The sequence below is a fragment of the Sphingomonas psychrotolerans genome, from assembly GCF_002796605.1.
Taxonomy (GTDB): domain Bacteria; phylum Pseudomonadota; class Alphaproteobacteria; order Sphingomonadales; family Sphingomonadaceae; genus Sphingomonas; species Sphingomonas psychrotolerans.
This window is the reverse complement of record NZ_CP024923.1, coordinates 4295300-4311064: the sequence shown is the minus strand read 5'-3', so window position 1 is coordinate 4311064 and position 15765 is coordinate 4295300. Positions and strand designations below refer to the sequence as shown.

At 62.9% G+C, this 15765-nt stretch carries 14 protein-coding genes; 4 read left to right on the top strand and 10 right to left on the bottom strand.

The window, feature by feature from the left end; genetic code table 11:
• The first annotated feature begins 708 nt into the window (after nucleotides 1-708).
• From CVN68_RS23455 to acnA, 3 genes are all read left to right on the top strand, one after another.
• A complete protein-coding gene (locus CVN68_RS23455) occupies nucleotides 709-1566 on the top strand; it encodes a hypothetical protein (RefSeq protein WP_158298970.1) in 858 nt (285 codons plus the stop codon).
• Nucleotides 1566-2681 carry a hypothetical protein gene (locus tag CVN68_RS23450; RefSeq protein WP_158298969.1) on the top strand — a complete coding sequence of 372 codons (1116 nt, stop codon included), beginning with the start codon at nucleotides 1566-1568 and terminating at the stop codon, nucleotides 2679-2681. The genes CVN68_RS23455 and CVN68_RS23450 overlap by 1 nt, the downstream gene beginning before the upstream one ends.
• 147 nt (nucleotides 2682-2828) lie before the next feature.
• The gene (acnA, locus tag CVN68_RS19645) at nucleotides 2829-5498 is read left to right on the top strand and encodes an aconitate hydratase AcnA (protein ID WP_100283689.1); all 2670 of its coding nucleotides are present in this window, start codon (nucleotides 2829-2831) and stop codon (nucleotides 5496-5498) included.
• 111 nt (nucleotides 5499-5609) lie between these two features.
• Here the strand turns inward: acnA and CVN68_RS19640 are convergent, their stop codons facing one another.
• The 4 genes from CVN68_RS19640 to CVN68_RS19625 form a co-directional block, all read right to left on the bottom strand.
• Nucleotides 5610-6110 (bottom strand): FKBP-type peptidyl-prolyl cis-trans isomerase, encoded by a 501-nt coding sequence (locus tag CVN68_RS19640; RefSeq protein ID WP_324870487.1) that lies wholly within the window; start codon nucleotides 6108-6110, stop codon nucleotides 5610-5612.
• Nucleotides 6111-6163: 53 nt separating this feature from the next.
• Nucleotides 6164-6568, bottom strand: a complete 405-nt coding sequence (locus tag CVN68_RS19635) for a DUF6916 family protein (RefSeq protein ID WP_233503441.1) — start codon at nucleotides 6566-6568, stop codon at nucleotides 6164-6166.
• A 309-nt stretch (nucleotides 6569-6877) separates the two neighbouring features.
• The gene (gene mtnP / locus CVN68_RS19630) at nucleotides 6878-7744 is read right to left on the bottom strand and encodes an S-methyl-5'-thioadenosine phosphorylase (RefSeq protein WP_100283687.1); all 867 of its coding nucleotides are present in this window, start codon (nucleotides 7742-7744) and stop codon (nucleotides 6878-6880) included.
• Nucleotides 7741-9168 carry an amino acid permease gene (locus CVN68_RS19625; protein WP_100283686.1) on the bottom strand — a complete coding sequence of 476 codons (1428 nt, stop codon included), beginning with the start codon at nucleotides 9166-9168 and terminating at the stop codon, nucleotides 7741-7743. The genes mtnP and CVN68_RS19625 overlap by 4 nt, the downstream gene beginning before the upstream one ends.
• A gap of 231 nt (nucleotides 9169-9399) precedes the next feature.
• Between CVN68_RS19625 and CVN68_RS19620 the strand changes: the two genes are divergently transcribed.
• Nucleotides 9400-9900, top strand: a complete 501-nt coding sequence (locus tag CVN68_RS19620; RefSeq protein ID WP_100283685.1) for a rhodanese-like domain-containing protein — start codon at nucleotides 9400-9402, stop codon at nucleotides 9898-9900.
• Between the two features lie 170 nt (nucleotides 9901-10070).
• Here the strand turns inward: CVN68_RS19620 and CVN68_RS19615 are convergent, their stop codons facing one another.
• The 6 genes from CVN68_RS19615 to CVN68_RS19590 all read right to left on the bottom strand — a co-directional run bounded on the left by CVN68_RS19615 (nucleotide 10071) and on the right by CVN68_RS19590 (nucleotide 15717).
• Nucleotides 10071-10478, bottom strand: a complete 408-nt coding sequence (locus tag CVN68_RS19615) for a hypothetical protein (RefSeq protein WP_100283684.1) — start codon at nucleotides 10476-10478, stop codon at nucleotides 10071-10073.
• Between the two features lie 101 nt (nucleotides 10479-10579).
• The gene (locus CVN68_RS19610; RefSeq protein ID WP_100283683.1) at nucleotides 10580-11200 is read right to left on the bottom strand and encodes an Isoquinoline 1-oxidoreductase subunit; all 621 of its coding nucleotides are present in this window, start codon (nucleotides 11198-11200) and stop codon (nucleotides 10580-10582) included.
• Nucleotides 11197-13338 (bottom strand): xanthine dehydrogenase family protein molybdopterin-binding subunit, encoded by a 2142-nt coding sequence (locus CVN68_RS19605; RefSeq protein ID WP_100283682.1) that lies wholly within the window; start codon nucleotides 13336-13338, stop codon nucleotides 11197-11199. The genes CVN68_RS19610 and CVN68_RS19605 overlap by 4 nt, the downstream gene beginning before the upstream one ends.
• Before the next feature lie 3 nt (nucleotides 13339-13341).
• On the bottom strand, nucleotides 13342-13803 hold the full coding sequence (locus CVN68_RS19600; RefSeq protein WP_100283681.1) for a (2Fe-2S)-binding protein: 462 nt from the start codon (nucleotides 13801-13803) through the stop codon (nucleotides 13342-13344).
• Nucleotides 13804-13960: 157 nt separating this feature from the next.
• Nucleotides 13961-15262, bottom strand: a complete 1302-nt coding sequence (locus CVN68_RS19595; RefSeq protein ID WP_100283680.1) for an OmpP1/FadL family transporter — start codon at nucleotides 15260-15262, stop codon at nucleotides 13961-13963.
• 44 nt (nucleotides 15263-15306) lie between these two features.
• Nucleotides 15307-15717: a DUF2147 domain-containing protein gene (locus CVN68_RS19590; RefSeq protein WP_100284552.1), complete on the bottom strand. Its 411-nt coding sequence runs from the start codon at nucleotides 15715-15717 to the stop codon at nucleotides 15307-15309.
• Nucleotides 15718-15765: the final 48 nt, after the last annotated feature.

Here is a 15765-nt window from a genome sequence, read left to right as displayed (position 1 = left end):
CCGATGCGCGCCCGCTAATGCGATTTAATCGCAATTACAAGCGAAACGCGGCCTTCGGTCCTTTCGCTTCAGGCCCCGGGCGGAAGCCGCAGCACTCCAGGGTCGGAATCCGCCGGTGTGCAGGCTGCCGCGTCGCCGTTCTCGCACGCCGTTCGGCGATCGGCCGCTTGACGCTTTCACCGGTGCGTAGGCCACCGGGTCAGGTCAACAAAAGCATTAGGCTTGGTGATCGCACATCGAACCAAGACGCCTTCGACGATGACGCGACCCGGTTTTCACTCCGATCCCAACTCTTCATGAATGCGGCTTCGTATCCCATTGAAGATATGAGTCGACGCCAGCCGAGCCGCACCGACAACATGCTCCGGCCGAAGTATCGATAAACATGGACGGAGCCAATTTCGACAACAGCGATCGAGACAACCCGCTTTATCAACGCAGTTATCCACACAATTCTCAATTAGAACTTGCAGATTATGCGTTTGGCGCCGTAGCCTGCCCCTCCATCGAAGGGGGACGATGATGGACAGACAAGGCTATCTGCTAGTAGATAATATGCACGCTCTATATCCTAGCGCTGTGGCGCAACAGATAGAAAATCGAGCCGCGGATGTTATCCAAAGTATCGAGCGCTCACAAAATATCACCCTTCCCACGATCCGAATCACCTTAAAGCCAAGATCCTTGTCCGGACGGTCTGAGCAGCGAATGGCTGAAACGTTGTTCGGGGAAAATAGCTATCCGCACGTTAGAATTATCTTTTCCAGATCACAGATCAGCTCGTCGCTACTTAAAAGCGCATTCTCTGAATCTAAACTGCTTGTGCTCATATTGGAGGGGGATGATGTTGGCCCCAATACGATCGATTCGAAAATAGGACCTGCGAAAGCACGGTTCGTTGTAACGCGGGACAAAGCGGCACGAATGATCGAGGACGTTATAATTGACGTCACACTTGGCAATTTATTCGCACAATCGGGCGCCGTAGCGCGGGCGATTGAAGCGAGGGGGCACGCCGGGCTCTACAGACTTAAGGCCCAGTTCGCTAAGGAGCGCATTGAGCGCTCGTGGTTGCGAGAAGTCACCAAGCGAGCCGGCTATGCGACCATCTCGTCGCTGACGGTCGTGCAAGACTCTGATGTAGCGGGGCGGGCAGCCGCAGCCTTTGCGGGATGGCGTGAGTTTGCGGACTGGGTTGAAAACCGATTTAGACCTCCGTCAGCGAGAACCCATGCGACAACGCGCGCCTTGGGTGATTTGCCGCTGCTGGGAGGACAGCTTTCGCTGAAGCGCATCGAGTCCAAGTTGGCTGAACTACCTGACGGGCGCTACGCGCTGCTGATATTGCGCAGCAGTGCAAAGGCACGAAAAAGCCCCTCCATGAAACGAAAGATATTTTCCCTATTTGGTCGTTACGCACGCATTAATACTTTTCGATATGTTCCTGTCAGGACATTCCGCTCAAGGTATAAGATGCTTAGCGCACTCATATCGTCCGGGCACCTGCATGCCGTGTACCTTGATGTCAATTCAGATGCAGTGAACCTTCTTGAAGGGGGTCTGTGATGGGATGGTGCGGCTACATTGACTTGCTGGGTAGTCGGGATGCGGCGAGGCACAGCTCCCAAAGCCTGCTTGAAAGCCTGGACAGCTTTCATTCCGCGATAATAGATGCATTCGATGAGTTTGACGGCGATTGTTACGCCTTCAGTGATGGCGCCTTTTTCTCATGCGCAGACTATGAACTCGCTCTTCCGTTCATTCGGAAGATGCGTAATCAAATGTTTCAGGACGGTAAGTTTTTTCGGTGCTCTTTTCTTCCCGGAGATATCGGCGTTAATATACGAGAAAAAAAGAAAACTGCGAAATTTTTTGGCAAGCTAATTTCTTACACATTCCTCGGTAAAGCGCCGGAAGCCTATCAAAGAGAACTCAATTTCAAAGGTGTCGGCTGTACTATAGACACGAATGTTATTCGGTTTTCAGATATTGAAGAAAATCTACGGACCGCCTCCCCAGGGCCATCGCGAGAGGAACTAATCAATAAACTAAATGCAGAGAAAGATAGATTACGAATATTTCGCTCTGAAAATGTGGTAAAATCTTTTTTTATAGACATAAACGGAAAGAATATATCAGCACACCCTATAGAGGATTTTAAATATACCCCGTTTGAAATATCATCCTATGATGACGATATACAACAAACATGCCAAGGTGAAATTCGGATATTTGATCAAATAGTATCAGCCTGTTACAGCGCTCTGGCAAGATCAAGTAAGGTGTCATCTTATTACATTTCCGCATTTTCCTCTATTATTAGATCTTTGGATTTAAGAGACGCGGATTGGAATGGTGATAGTAAATCATGGGTTGATACTCCATACGCTTTTAGGGAGCTTATGTCTGAAGGATCAACAAAGTTACTAAGGGAGGTTCCCGGGTTCCATTTTATTCTTCTTTCGTGTTTTGATCAGCTCTATCGCGCAAAGGAAGGGAATATTCCTTCTCGTCAGGAGAGTGCAATAGTGGCCCGATTGATGCGGGTACCGTTATGCTTCCGCAACCTGGACCGCATTCCTGACATCGTCATTTCTGTTCCCGCGAAGAATCGCCTCGTAGAGCTGAAACTCATGACCGCGCGGGCGCCGCGGCCGACAAGGCCCGCCGGTAAAGGCTAAATCCCCACACCCTTCCCCTCCCCTCTCTCCCGCGCTAAGGCCCCTTCGAATCTCGCATTCGCAGCACCCTACCGGCGCGCCCGCGCGGTCCTTCGGACTTGCGTCCCCCGAGCGCCCGGGCCGGACATAGAAAGGACCCCGCGCCCCATGACCGCCATCGGCAACGATACGCTCGGCACTCGCGACACGCTCACCGTCGGCAGCCAGACCTACAGCTTCTATTCGCTCCCCAAGGCGGCGAAGAAGCTCGGCGACATCGGCCGCCTGCCCTTCTCGATGAAGGTGCTGCTCGAGAACATGCTGCGCTTCGAGGACGGCAAGACCGTGACGAAGGACGATGCCCAGGCGATCGTCGACTGGCAGAAGGACGCGCGCTCGAACCGCGAGATCCAGTATCGCCCCGCCCGCGTGCTGATGCAGGATTTCACCGGCGTGCCCTGCGTGGTCGATCTCGCCGCGATGCGCGATGCGATCACCAAGCTCGGCGGCGATCCGGCCAAGATCAATCCGCAGGTCCCCGTTCATCTCGTCATCGATCACTCGGTGATGGTCGACGAATTCGGCACCCCGCAATCGTTCGGCCAGAATGTCGAGCTCGAATATGAGCGCAACAACGAGCGCTACGAGTTCCTCAAATGGGGCTCGAAGGCGCTCGACAATTTCAAGGTCGTCCCCCCCGGCACCGGGATCTGCCACCAGGTCAATCTCGAATATATCTCGCAGTCGATCTGGTCGTCGGTCGCGCCCGACGGCAGCATGATCGCCTATCCCGATACCCTGGTCGGCACCGACAGCCACACCACGATGGTCAACGGTCTCGGCGTGCTCGGTTGGGGCGTCGGCGGGATCGAGGCCGAGGCGGCGATGCTCGGCCAGCCGGTGTCGATGCTGATCCCCGAAGTCGTCGGCTTCAAGCTGACCGGCGCGCTCGGCGAAGGCATCACTGCCACCGATCTGGTGCTCACCGTCACCCAGATGCTGCGCGCCAAGGGCGTGGTCGGCCGCTTCGTCGAATTTTACGGCCCCGGCCTCCATTCGATGACGCTCGCCGATCGCGCGACGATCGCCAACATGGCGCCCGAATATGGCGCGACCTGCGGCTTCTTCCCGATCGATGAGAAGACGATGGACTACATGCGTCTCACCGGCCGCCCGGACGAGACGATCGCATTGGTCGAGGCGTACGCGAAGGCCCAGGGCATGTGGCACGATGTCGACAGCCCCGAGCCGATCTTCACCGACACCCTCGAGCTCGACATGAGCTGCGTGCGCCCGTCGCTCGCCGGCCCCAAGCGTCCGCAGGACCGCGTGAGCCTCGACGCCGTCGACGAAGTGTTCAACGCCGATCTGCAGAAGGTCTATCACAAGGAGCGCCCCGCGCGCGTCGCGGTCGAGGGCGCCGAGCATGACATCGGCGACGGCGACGTCGTGATCGCCGCGATCACCAGCTGCACCAACACCTCGAACCCCTCGGTGCTGATCGCCGCGGGCCTCGTCGCGCGCAAGGCGCGGGCGCTGGGCCTCACCCGCAAGCCGTGGGTCAAGACCTCGCTGGCGCCCGGCAGCCAGGTGGTCACAGATTATCTCAACAAGGCGGGCCTGAGCGAGGATCTCGACGCGATCGGGTTCAACCTCGTCGGCTATGGCTGCACCACTTGCATCGGCAATTCCGGCCCGCTCGCCGAGCCGATCTCCGCGGCGATCAACGGCAACGACATCGTTGCCGCCTCGGTGCTGTCGGGCAATCGCAATTTCGAGGGCCGCGTGTCGCCTGACGTCCGCGCCAACTTCCTCGCCTCGCCGCCGCTCGTGGTCGCTTATGCGCTCAAGGGCACCGTGACCGAGGACATGTACGAGACCCCGATCGGTCAGGGCACCAACGGCCCCGTCTTCCTCAAGGACATCTGGCCCTCGAACGAGGAAATCGCCGGACTGATCGCCGCCAATATCGACGACGAGATGTTCCGTACCCGATATTCGAACGTCTATCTCGGCGACCATCACTGGCAGGGCATCACGGTCGAGGGTTCGGACACCTATCGCTGGCCAACCGCCAGCACCTATATCCACAACCCGCCTTACTTCGAAGGCCTGACGATGACCCCCGCCCCGGTGCAGGACATCATCGATGCCAAGCCCTTGGCAATCCTCGGCGATTCGATCACCACCGATCATATTTCGCCGGCCGGCTCGATCAAGGCGGACAGCCCCGCGGGCAAGTTCCTCCAGGACCATCAGGTCTCCCGGAAGGACTTCAACAGCTACGGCGCGCGCCGTGGCAATGACGAAATCATGGTCCGCGGCACCTTCGCCAATATCCGCATCAAGAACGAAATGGTCGCTGGCATCGAGGGCGGCATGACCAAGTATCACGATCAGGTCATGCCGATCTACGACGCCGCAATGCGCCATAAAGCAGACGGCACGCCTTTGGTCGTGGTTGCTGGCAAGGAATACGGAACGGGATCTTCGCGTGACTGGGCCGCCAAGGGAACTAATCTTCTAGGCGTCCGCGCGGTTATTACCGAGAGCTTCGAGCGTATTCACCGTTCAAACCTCGTCGGCATGGGCGTACTCCCGCTCCAGTTCGCCGAGGGCGTGACTCGCCAGACGCTGCGGCTCGACGGCTCGGAGACCTTCACGATCACCGGTGTAGGCGCGATCCGCCCGCGACAGGACGTCGAAGTCGCCCTCACCCGCGCCGACGGCAAGACCGAAACCTTCCAGACCCGCTGCCGCATCGATACGGTCAACGAGCTGGAATATTTCCTCCACGGCGGCATCCTGCAATACGTCCTGCGCAACTTGGCCGCGTAAGCAGCGGGGTCACAGAAAAGGCCGCGGTGGACATCCCCACCGCGGCCTTTTTGCTGCCCGCTCGGCTTCATCGCTCCCCTTCCGCTTGCGGGAGGGGAATCCAGAAGAGGTTTACTCCCCGATCCCCAGCAATTCGATCTTGAACAACAAGGTCGCTCCGCCCGGGATCGGCCCCTTGCCCACCGGGCCGTAAGCGAGGTCGGAGGGCGAGGCGATCTCGATCGTATCGCCCACCCCCATCATCGGCACCGCCATTTGCCAGGCAGGGATAAGCGCGCCCAGCGGGAAGGTCGCGGGCTCGCCGCGGGTGAAGGAGCTGTCGAACTCGGTCCCGTCGATCAAGGTGCCGGCATAGTGGATCTTGACCACGTCCTGCACGGTCGGATGCTTGCCCGAACCGTCGCCCTTGATCCGCCGCCAGCGCAAATTGCCGGGAAGCGATTGCCAGCCGTCGCTCGCCTTCAATTGCGCGAGCGCCAGCATCTGCTGGTTGTGCCATGCCGCGTCCTGCGAATGGTCCTGGCTGCCGCCGGCCTGCATCGCCACTGCCACCGCCGCCGTGCCGGCCAGCACCAATGCGAGGCCAAGCCCGACGAATTTCGCGTTCTTCAAACCAGTCACTCCTGTCCCGAGACGTTACGGGACAGCCATAGCTTGCAGACGCCCTAGTTGAACAGCGCGTACACGACTGCCTTGCCGCGCCTGTCCGCACCGCGGCCGAGGAACAGATCGATCAGGCCCCTGGTCGGATGCGCGACCTTGTAGGTCCGCTGGCCCGCTGGCGCGAGACGCGCCTCCATCTCGAACCACGCCGTGAAGGGCTGGAAGCGCGCCAGCCCGGCGGGGCGCTTCGGGTCGATCGCCGGACGCTCGACCATGACCAGCTTCGCGACTGCCTTGCCTGCTTCGCCGCCGACGAGGAAGCTGGCGCCGACCAGATTTTCCCACTCGGCCACTTCGCTCTGCGCAGACGTCGGCGCCGGGCTCTTGCGCGACGGCAGCGGCGCGCGCGCCAATTGCGCCACGGCCAGCGGCCCAACGCACGCCACAGCGGCGGTCCCGCCCAGCACGAATGCACGCCGAGAACTACGACTCGTGGTTTTCATGATTTTACCCCCCGGTAAGCGAAGTCTACGCCTGCCGGCAGCAACCGACCAGAAACATATCTATAACCAGCGTTCCCGATCCTGGACGGTAGGGTCAGTACTCGATAGCCACAATGGCCGAGACGGAGCCGATTCTGGCGCACAGGGAGGAACGAGGAGGGAGCGATGCCGTGCCATCGTGACCGACGAGTGACGTGGCTGTGCGCCAAAATCGTCCCGCCGCTTCGCGGTCGTCCGGCGATCTCGGCCGTTGCGGGTATCGAGTACTGACCCTTAGCCCAGCGCACGCCCCGCCACGGCATCTAGCTTCGCCAACAGATCGGCGTCGCGCGCGGAAGGCGCGGTGATCAGCGCCGCGTCGAGGCAAGTGTCGATCGGCGAAGCCGGCCGCTCCGCCGGCAAATTGCGCAGCAAGTGCATCACCATTGCGCGCGCCTTGGCCGCGTTGGCGGAGAGCTGCGCGATCACTTGCGCGACATCGACTGCTTCCTCGCCTTCGCGCCAGCAATCATAATCGGTTACCATCCCGACCAGCGCATAGGGAAGCTCGGCCTCGCGCGCGAGCTTCGCCTCGGGCATGCCGGTCATCCCGATGATCTGGCAGCCCCAGTTGCGATAGAGGTGACTTTCCGCGCGGGTCGAGAATTGCGGTCCCTCCATCGCCAGATAGGTTCCGCCGACATGCGTCTCGGCCCCTGCCGCTCGCGCCGCGTCGGCAGCCAGCGCAGAGAGGCGCGGACACACCGGATCGGCCATCGAGACATGCGCGACCATGCCCGTCCCGAAGAAGCTCGACGGCCGCCCTTTGGTCCGGTCGATGAATTGATCGGCGATCGTGAAGCTCCCCGGCGGGCGATCCTCGACGAGGCTGCCCACCGACGACACCGCGAGCACATCGGTGACTCCGAGCCGCTTGAGTATGTCCACATTGGCGCGCGGGTTGAGCTCCGACGGGCTGATCCGGTGCCCCCGCCCGTGCCGCGGCAGAAACACCACGCGAACATGCCCGACCTGCCCGACGAAGCAGGCATCCGATGGCGTACCCCACGGGCTCGCAGTCTCGACCCACGCACCACCTTCGATGCCCTCGACGTCGTAGAGCCCCGAGCCGCCGATGATCCCGATCGTCCAGCCGCTCATGCCGCCCCCTTGTCCACATTGCGCCGCGCATAGCCGAAATAGAGCAGCAGCCCGATCAGGTTCCACGCGCCGAACAACAATTGCGTCTGATGCGGCAAGCTTGTGAAAAGATAGAGACAGCCGAACGCCGCACCGAGCCCGACCAGCCACGCCGCCGGCGCGCGGAACGGGCGCACGGCTTGCGGAGCCCGGCGGCGCATCACCAGCATGCAGATCCCCACCGCGGCAAAGGCGGTGAGCGTGCCGGCATTAGCCAATGCGGCGATCTGATCGATCGGGAAGAACGCCGCGAAGAAGGTCACCACAGCGGCGGTGAAGATCGTGATCCGCACCGGCGTCCCCCGCCGCGAGACGGTCGCCAGGCTCTCGGGCAGCATGCGATCGCGCGCCATCACGAAGAAGATTCGGCTCTGGCCGTAGAGGAACGCGAGGATCACCGTCGGCAACGCAATCACCGCCGAAGCAGCGAGGAACGCGGCGGTGCGCGGCTGGCCGATCTCGCGCAGGATCAAGGCGAGCGGCTCGGGGCTGTCGGCGAAGCGGGTGTAGTTCAGCGCCCCCACCGCCGCCAATGCCACCAGCATGTAGATCGCGACGCACGCGATCATCGAACCGACGATGCCGATCGCCAGATCGCGGCTCGGATTTTTGGCTTCCTCCGCCGCGGTCGAGATCGCATCGAAGCCGTAAAAGGCGAAGAAGATGATCGCCGCCGCCGCCATCACCCCGCGCTCGACGCCGTCCGCGCTCATCGCCTTGGTGAAGCCGAACGGCGCGAAGGGCTCAAAATTGGCGGCGTCGAAATGCGGGAAGGCCACCGCGACGAACACCGCGAGCGCGATCAGCTTCACCACGACGAGCACGGCGTTGAGCGTCGCGCTTTCGCGCGTGCCGACGATCAGCAGCCCCGCGACGACCGCGACGATGAACAATGCAGGCAAGTTGACGCCCCATTCGACGACCTGCCAGCCCGCCATTACCGGGCCATGGGTGAGCGCCGCGGGAAGATGCACGCCGAGGCTCTCGAGAAAGCCGACCGAATAGCCCGACCAGCCGACCGCCACCGTCGCGACGACCAGGGTATATTCGGCGAGCAGGCTCCACCCGACCACCCAGGCGATGATCTCGCCGAGCACCACATAGCTATAGGTATAGGCGCTGCCCGAGGCGGGGATCATCGTCGCCATCTCGGCATAAGCCAGCGCCGCGCACGCGCAGATCGCCCCTGCGACGACGAACGACACGATCACCGCCGGACCCGCGCGATCGGCACCGACTCCGATCAATGTCAGGATACCCGTCCCGACGATCGCGCCGACGCCCAGCGCGACAAGATGCGGCCATGAGAGCGTACGCTGGAGGCGATGTGCGTGCGGCCGATCCGCCTCCGCGACGATCTGCTTCAGGCGAAACAGGCTGGCCATGTCATCTCCCCTCGTTCCTTGCGAGCGGTGATAACGGGTTGCCCATACCAGACAACCACCCGTCACACCGGCCTTGTGCCGGGATCCACCAGGCGGTCGGGGAAGGTCCAGACTGTTCGCGGCTCGCGTGCGGCGCGGTGGACCCCGGCACAAGGCCGGGCTGCCGAAATGGTTCAGGGTTCGTGCAGCCTCTGCCTGCGATCGTTACGGCCTCGATCGAAGGAATGTCTTATGCTGCTCGCTCTTGCCTTGCTGCTCGCGCTTCCCGACGATCCCGCGCCCAACCCGCAAATCGACTATGCCGCCTTCACGACGCTTACCGGCAACGTCCGGACACTACGCGCCGGCCGGCTGCTGCGGTTCGAGGCGTTCAAGGCCAAAGCGGCGGAGAACGGCGCATTGCTTCTCGACGCGCGCTCGGCGGACAAGTTCGCCGAAGGGCATATCGCCGGCGCGATCAATCTTCCGCTCACCGATTTCACCGCCGAGGCGCTGGCGGAAGCGCTCGGCCCCAATCGCGACCGTCCGATCCTGATCTACTGCAACAACAATTTCTCGAACCACCGCGCCCCGGTGATGCTCAAGAACGCCGCGCTCGCGCTCAACATCCAGACCTTCATCAACCTTGTCGGCTATGGCTATCCGAACGTCTGGGAGCTCGGCGACGTAGTGGATTTCAACGATCCGAAGGTGGGTTGGACATCCGGCGCCCCCGCAAACGGGGGAAGCTGAGGCCACTTTTGGTGGTTGGGCGACAGCGGCCGAAGATTGACGCTCCGCTTCTCAATCAGGTCGTAACCGCCGCCGTTAAGTCTGGCTGGGCACCTCTTCTCGCGCCCGATGGCCCCGTCAGCGTGCTGGAGCACTAGGTCCGGGTTTGGGTGGCTAGCTGATGTTCGCCGTTAATCAGCAACTGAGGGGCTGGGGAAGCGCGCTTCGCCTATCTCGTTCGCGTGGGCGGTTGCAAAATGCCAAACAAGCACTGCCATCGCTATTGTCCCTGCCGCAATCAACAAGGCATACAGATAGCTGCTGCGAACCACCACCATTGATGCCGTTGCACCGGTTATAACAACGACTGCGACACCAGAATATCGCGGCGAAGGTTCTTTCAGGTCGTCGCGCGACTTTCGTCGGTCCAGTGATGAACCGGCGATAGCGAATACCAGAAAAGCGATCTGCAAGGTCGATTGAATGGGTCGCAGCTTGTCCGCGAAGTCCGCCTCCGTATGGACTAGATACTGTACGAGCGCTTGTGCCCCCATGATCATCAGCGCGATGGCGTATGCCGTCCTGCTCAGCCCCCGCATGATCCGTGTACGTCTCACCATATGAAAGAGCCTAGCGGAGCCGCGTTGGCAGTCAACGTCCGCTATCCGGGTCGGAAGCTATGGGGCGGCCGCCTACCTATTTAACCCGCTGGGCACTTCGCCCCACTCGCCAACCAGGCCCGGCTCAACTCGCCGAACTGCGCCTGCGTCCCCGGCACCGGCGCGCGGCCCGGCCCGGGATTCCAGCCCCAGCCGACCAGGCTGTCATGCGCATTATGTTCGACGATCTGCTCCAGCGTCTTGCCGCCATTGCGCTTGCGATCCTTGATCTGCTGACAGATCTGGCCGAGCGTCTTGCCTTCCCACGCCATCTCGATCGGCGCGACGTGCCACTCGGGATGTCCGGGAATGCTGCCGGTGCCATTGGCGAAAGCGACGTTGCGCGGCCCGTGGCAGGTGGCGCATTCGAGCCCCGCCATGCCCTTGTCCGCGGGCCCGCGCGAGACCGGCGGGTTGTGCGGCTCCTGCGCATCGCCCTGGAGCGGGCGATCGGTGCGCGGGTGGCAGTTCACGCAGCGCGGATGCTGGATCACCTTGCCCATCTCGGTGAAGATCGCAGTCGAGCGCGCGGCCGGATCGGCGATGCCGGCAAAGGCGCTGACGGGCTTTAGCCCTTCCACCTTCTGCTCGCGCGCCTGGCTGGCGATCGCTAGCCCGAGAGTCAGCGCCGCGGCGCCGAGTGCGAGTGCGCCCGCCTTCATGCCTTGCCTCCCACGGTGAACGGAAGCCGCCGCACGGCCTTGCCGGTGAGCTTGCGCCACGCATTGGCGACGGCGGGCGCAATCGGCGGCAGCCCGGGCTCTCCCACGCCGGTCGGGTTCTTGTCCGATGCGATGATCGCGACTTCGACTTCGGGCATCTCGCTGATTCTGAGCGAACGATAGCTGTCGAAATTGCTCTGTTTGACGATCCCGCCCTCGCCCAATTCGACCTCGGAATAGAGCGCGTGGCCGAGACCGTAGCCGATGCCGCTCTCCATCTGCGCGCGGATCACATTGGGATTGACTGCGATCCCGCAATCCACCGCGCACCACACCTTATGCACTTTGGGCAGCCCGTCGGCGCCCTTCGACACTTCGGCGACCTGCGCAACATACGAACCGAAGCTCTTCCACGCCGCGACGCCGCGTGCACGACCCGCGGGCGGCTTTTTGCCCCAGCCGGCGATCTCGGCGGCCTTGGCGAGCACTGCCCTGGTCCGCGGATCCTCCATCAGTGCGAGCCGCCCGGCGACCGGATCCTTGCCGCCCATGACGAGCAGTTCGTCGATGAAGGTCTCGACCGCATAGGCGGTATGGGTATTGCCCACCGACCGCCACCACAGCGTCGGCACGCCCACCTCCATGATGTGCTGGCCGATATATTGGTTGGCGAATTTATAGCTCTCGGCAATCCCCTCGGTGAGGGCATCGTCGACGCCGTTCCGTATGCCCATCCCCTCCATCGGGGTGTTCTTGAAGAAGCTCTGCGCGGCGACGACCTGATCCCAGGCGACGATATTGCCCGCCGGATCGAGCCCGCCGCGGATCGTATGCACCGCCAGCGGGCGATAGCGGCCGCCGCGAATGTCGTTCTCGCGAGTCCAGACGTGCTTGACCGGGCCCTTGCCCCACGCCTTGAACGCCGCCGCGGCCTCGACCGCGAACTCCATCGTCGGGGTGGCGCGCCGCCCGAAGCTGCCCCCGGCATATTGCTCGTGCAGCGCTGCCTTCTCCATGGGCACGCCCAAGGTCCCGCAGATCGCGCCAAGCTCGCCGACCTGGAACTGGCTGCCCATCCACACATGGAGCCGATCGCCGTTCATCTCGATCACGGCGTCCAGCGGCTCCATCGGCGCGTGCGCCAGATACGGGAATTGGTAGACCGCCTCGAGCTTCTTGCCCGCCCCTTTCAGCGCCGCCGCGGTGTCGCCGATCTTCTCGACCTGCTTGCCCGGCTGTTCGCTCGCCTCGGCGAACTGGGCGTAGAGCTCGTCGCTGGTGCGTTTCTCGGCTTTGGAGAGGTCCCAGGTGACATCGAGCGCCGCGGCGCCCTTCCGCGCCGCATAGCCGTCGCGCGCATAGACGACCACGCCCTGCGGGATGGTCTTCACTCCCAGCACGCCGGGCACTGCGAGCGCCGCGGTGTCGATCACCGATTTGACCGTGCCGCCGAACGCCGGCGGATGGGCAATCGCGGTGTGGACCATGCCGGGCCGCTGGATGTCCATGGTAAACATCGCAGTGCCGTTGGTCTTGGCGACGCTGTCGACCTTGGGTGTGTCCTTGCCGATCAGAGTGAACTGGTCGGGGGTCTTGAGCACCGGCTTTTCGGGCGGCTTCAGCTGCGCCGCGTCCGCCGCCAGTTCGCCGAAGCGCGCCTTGCGCGCCCCGCTCGAAACCACGCCCTTCGACACCTTGATCGATGCGGCCGGCACGCCCCAGCGCTTCGCCGCCGCTTCGACCAGCATCGCTCTCGCCGAGGCCCCGGCGGTGCGCATCTGGATCCAGCTGTTCGAGATCGCCGAGGAGCCGCCGGTGCCCATCGTGCCGAAAGCGAGGTTCTTGTAGAGCGGGTCGTTGGCGGGCGCCATCTCGACGCGGATCTGGCCCCAATCGGCGTCCATTTCGTCGGCCACCAAGGTGGCGAGGCCGGTCGCCGGCCCCTGGCCGAACTCGACATGTTTGATGATCACCGTGACGAGATTGTCCGTCCCCACCCGCACGAACGCGTTGGGCGCGAAGGGCAGCCCCGTCGTCTGCCCCGCGGCCCTCGCCGCCTGACCCAGCGGCAATGCCATGCCGAGCACGAGACCCGAGGACTGGAGGAAGCCGCGGCGGGTTGGCGTGATGGCGTTCATCGCTCAGGCCTCCATTGCATTGGCGGCGTCTTTGATCGCCTGGCGGATCCGGGCGTAGGTGGCGCAGCGGCAGATATTGCCCGCCATCGCTGCGTCGATGTCCTTGTCGCTCGGCTTTTTCTTGATCTTGAGCAGCCCGACCGCCGACATCACCTGCCCCGACTGGCAAAAGCCGCATTGCGGCACGTCGATCGCCACCCAGGCGTTTTGCACCGCTGTGGCTTCCTTGCCGGCGACGCCCTCGATCGTGACGACCTGCCTGCCGCCGACCATCGAAACCGGAGTCACGCAGGAGCGCCGGTTCTTGCCGTCGAGATGGACGGTGCAGGCGCCGCACTGGGCGACGCCGCAGCCATATTTGGTGCCGGTCAGCCCGAGATGGTCGCGCAGCACATAGAGCAAGGGTGTCTCGGGATCCCCGTCGAACGACGCCGGCTTGCCGTTGAGCGTGAAATCGGTGGCCATGATCCCTCCGTTAGCGCCGCCCCGGGGGATGATAGGCATGTTTTCGAGGCGAAATCTACCGTCCGGTATAAATTACCCAGAGGGAGGATGGGATCGTCGCTTCCCAAGCCGATGCCGCCGCCACGCGCCCCTCGACGCGTGGCGACGGGTATCGTCGTCAGAAGCGCATGCGTCCGCCGAGCGAGAAGACCAGCGCGCGCGCGTCGTGCAATTCGCCCGAGGTAAGGATCGGCGTCTGCGCCGCCGTGCCCGGATAGGCCGCGGTGACTCGGTCGATCGTCGCGTCCTCGAAGTCGACATAATTGGCGCCGGCATCGAGCGTGAATTTGGGAGTCAGCGCGTAGGAAGCGCCGACACCGTAATTCCAGCGATCCGAATCGGGCACGCGCGCATCGCGCTCACCATCGCGCGTCGGGGTCTGGGTACGCTGCACGCCGGCCCGCACCGTGAGTTTGTCCGAAACAGCATAATCGAACCCCGTCGCGAGGCTCCACGTGTCGCGATAATTTTCGGGGATCGCCTGGTTGACCGGTGCGCCGATCCGGATCGCGTCGAACTTGCTCCACTGGTAGTGGACGGCCTGCCCGTTGAGCGTGAACCGGTCGCTCAGCCGAAAGCGCCCGCCGACGATTACCTGCGCCGGCGTGTAGAAATTGGCCGTGATATCGGACAGCGTCAGATTCGACCCCGCCAGCGGCCCGACGAGCCCGCTGACCTCGAGGTCGCCCTTGAGGTTGTGCTTGATCGCCGATTTGTAGCTGAGGCCGATCGTCACGGCATCATTGTGCATCTGGAAGCCCGCGCTCCAGCCGAGATCCCAGCCGTCGCCCTTCAGCTCCTGCTTTCCGTCGGGCAAGGCCGCCGACACATTGGGCAGTGCATTGGCGAGACTGGCATCGGTATATTCGACATTGACGCCCGCGCCGACGCGCAGCCAGTCGGTCACCGCCACTGCGAGCGAGGGCTGGATGTCGATCGTGCGCAGCTGAGTCTTGAGCGCGCTGTAGCGTGCCCAGCTGGTCTCGGGATAATCGGTGGTGAAGCTGTACGGCGACGTGACCGCGAGACCGAAGGCGACGCGGTCACCCAGGGGAATCGCGATCGCGCCCGATGGCAGCACCCCCTTGTTGATCGGATTGCGCGTGGTGGCATCGCCGCCGACGGGGGCGAAGCTGCCGCCCGGGCGGCGGATCAGCGTGCCGGTGTCGGTCACTTCGCCGCGCGGCAGGATCAGCGAGGCGCTGATCGTCGCCTCGCCTTCTGTGGCGCCGGCGATCGACGCGGGATTCCACCAGAGCGACGCGGCGCCGGTATCCGCAACCTCGCCGGAGAAAGCCCGCCCCGCTGCGCGCGCAGACTGTTCGGGGAGATAAAAGGCCTGGGCATTGGCCGAGGCGGCGAAACCGATCGAGCCCGCCAGCGTGGTTGCGGCGGCGAGCGAAAGCTTGAGAGTCGACATTGCAGGGTCCTTGTACGCTTTACTAAACGAAACTGGCGCCCGCCTCAGCGGACGCGGGTCCAGGTCTGGGTCTTGCAGAAGGGCTTGAAAACGCAGCCGCGAACCTTGAGCTGGTTGGCACCGGAGGGCGTCACGTCCGAGCCATAGGTCTTGCCGTCCTCGGCATTGTAGATCTTGCCGCCGGTCCAGCCGCCGCCGCTCGCCGAGAAGCCGCTCAGGATCTGGAGCCCGCGCAGCGGCCGGTTGCGTAGTGCCGTGTTCGAATTCCTGGTATCCTTCAGGTTCGGGTTCGTCCGCAGCGCATCCGAGGTGAGAGCCCGGCCGCAGATCGACGCGCCGCAGCGTTTGATCTCGATGATCCCGCCGCGCGTCTCGGTCTTCCAACGACCCACTGCGGCGTCGGCCGATTGGGGGCTGGCCGCCGCAAGGGTTAGTCCGATCAGGGTAAGCAACATACACATCCTCTCGACACGCCCTGCCGTATCGCAGGCGCGATCGACAGC

Bases quoted from the DNA above. Each gene is read 5' to 3' on its own strand.
- CVN68_RS23455 (WP_158298970.1), top strand. From the start codon at position 709: ATGGCTGAAACGTTGTTCGGGGAAAATAGCTATCCGCACGTTAGAATT.
- CVN68_RS23450 (WP_158298969.1), top strand. From the start codon at position 1,566: ATGGGATGGTGCGGCTACATTGACTTGCTGGGTAGTCGGGATGCGGCG.
- acnA (WP_100283689.1), top strand. From the start codon at position 2,829: ATGACCGCCATCGGCAACGATACGCTCGGCACTCGCGACACGCTCACC.
- mtnP (WP_100283687.1), bottom strand. From the start codon at position 7,744: ATGAGCGGCTGGACGATCGGGATCATCGGCGGCTCGGGGCTCTACGAC.
- CVN68_RS19625 (WP_100283686.1), bottom strand. From the start codon at position 9,168: ATGGCCAGCCTGTTTCGCCTGAAGCAGATCGTCGCGGAGGCGGATCGG.
- CVN68_RS19620 (WP_100283685.1), top strand. From the start codon at position 9,400: ATGCTGCTCGCTCTTGCCTTGCTGCTCGCGCTTCCCGACGATCCCGCG.
- CVN68_RS19615 (WP_100283684.1), bottom strand. From the start codon at position 10,478: ATGCGGGGGCTGAGCAGGACGGCATACGCCATCGCGCTGATGATCATG.
- CVN68_RS19610 (WP_100283683.1), bottom strand. From the start codon at position 11,200: ATGAAGGCGGGCGCACTCGCACTCGGCGCCGCGGCGCTGACTCTCGGG.
- CVN68_RS19605 (WP_100283682.1), bottom strand. From the start codon at position 13,338: ATGAACGCCATCACGCCAACCCGCCGCGGCTTCCTCCAGTCCTCGGGT.
- CVN68_RS19600 (WP_100283681.1), bottom strand. From the start codon at position 13,803: ATGGCCACCGATTTCACGCTCAACGGCAAGCCGGCGTCGTTCGACGGG.
- CVN68_RS19595 (WP_100283680.1), bottom strand. From the start codon at position 15,262: ATGTCGACTCTCAAGCTTTCGCTCGCCGCCGCAACCACGCTGGCGGGC.
- CVN68_RS19590 (WP_100284552.1), bottom strand. From the start codon at position 15,717: ATGTTGCTTACCCTGATCGGACTAACCCTTGCGGCGGCCAGCCCCCAA.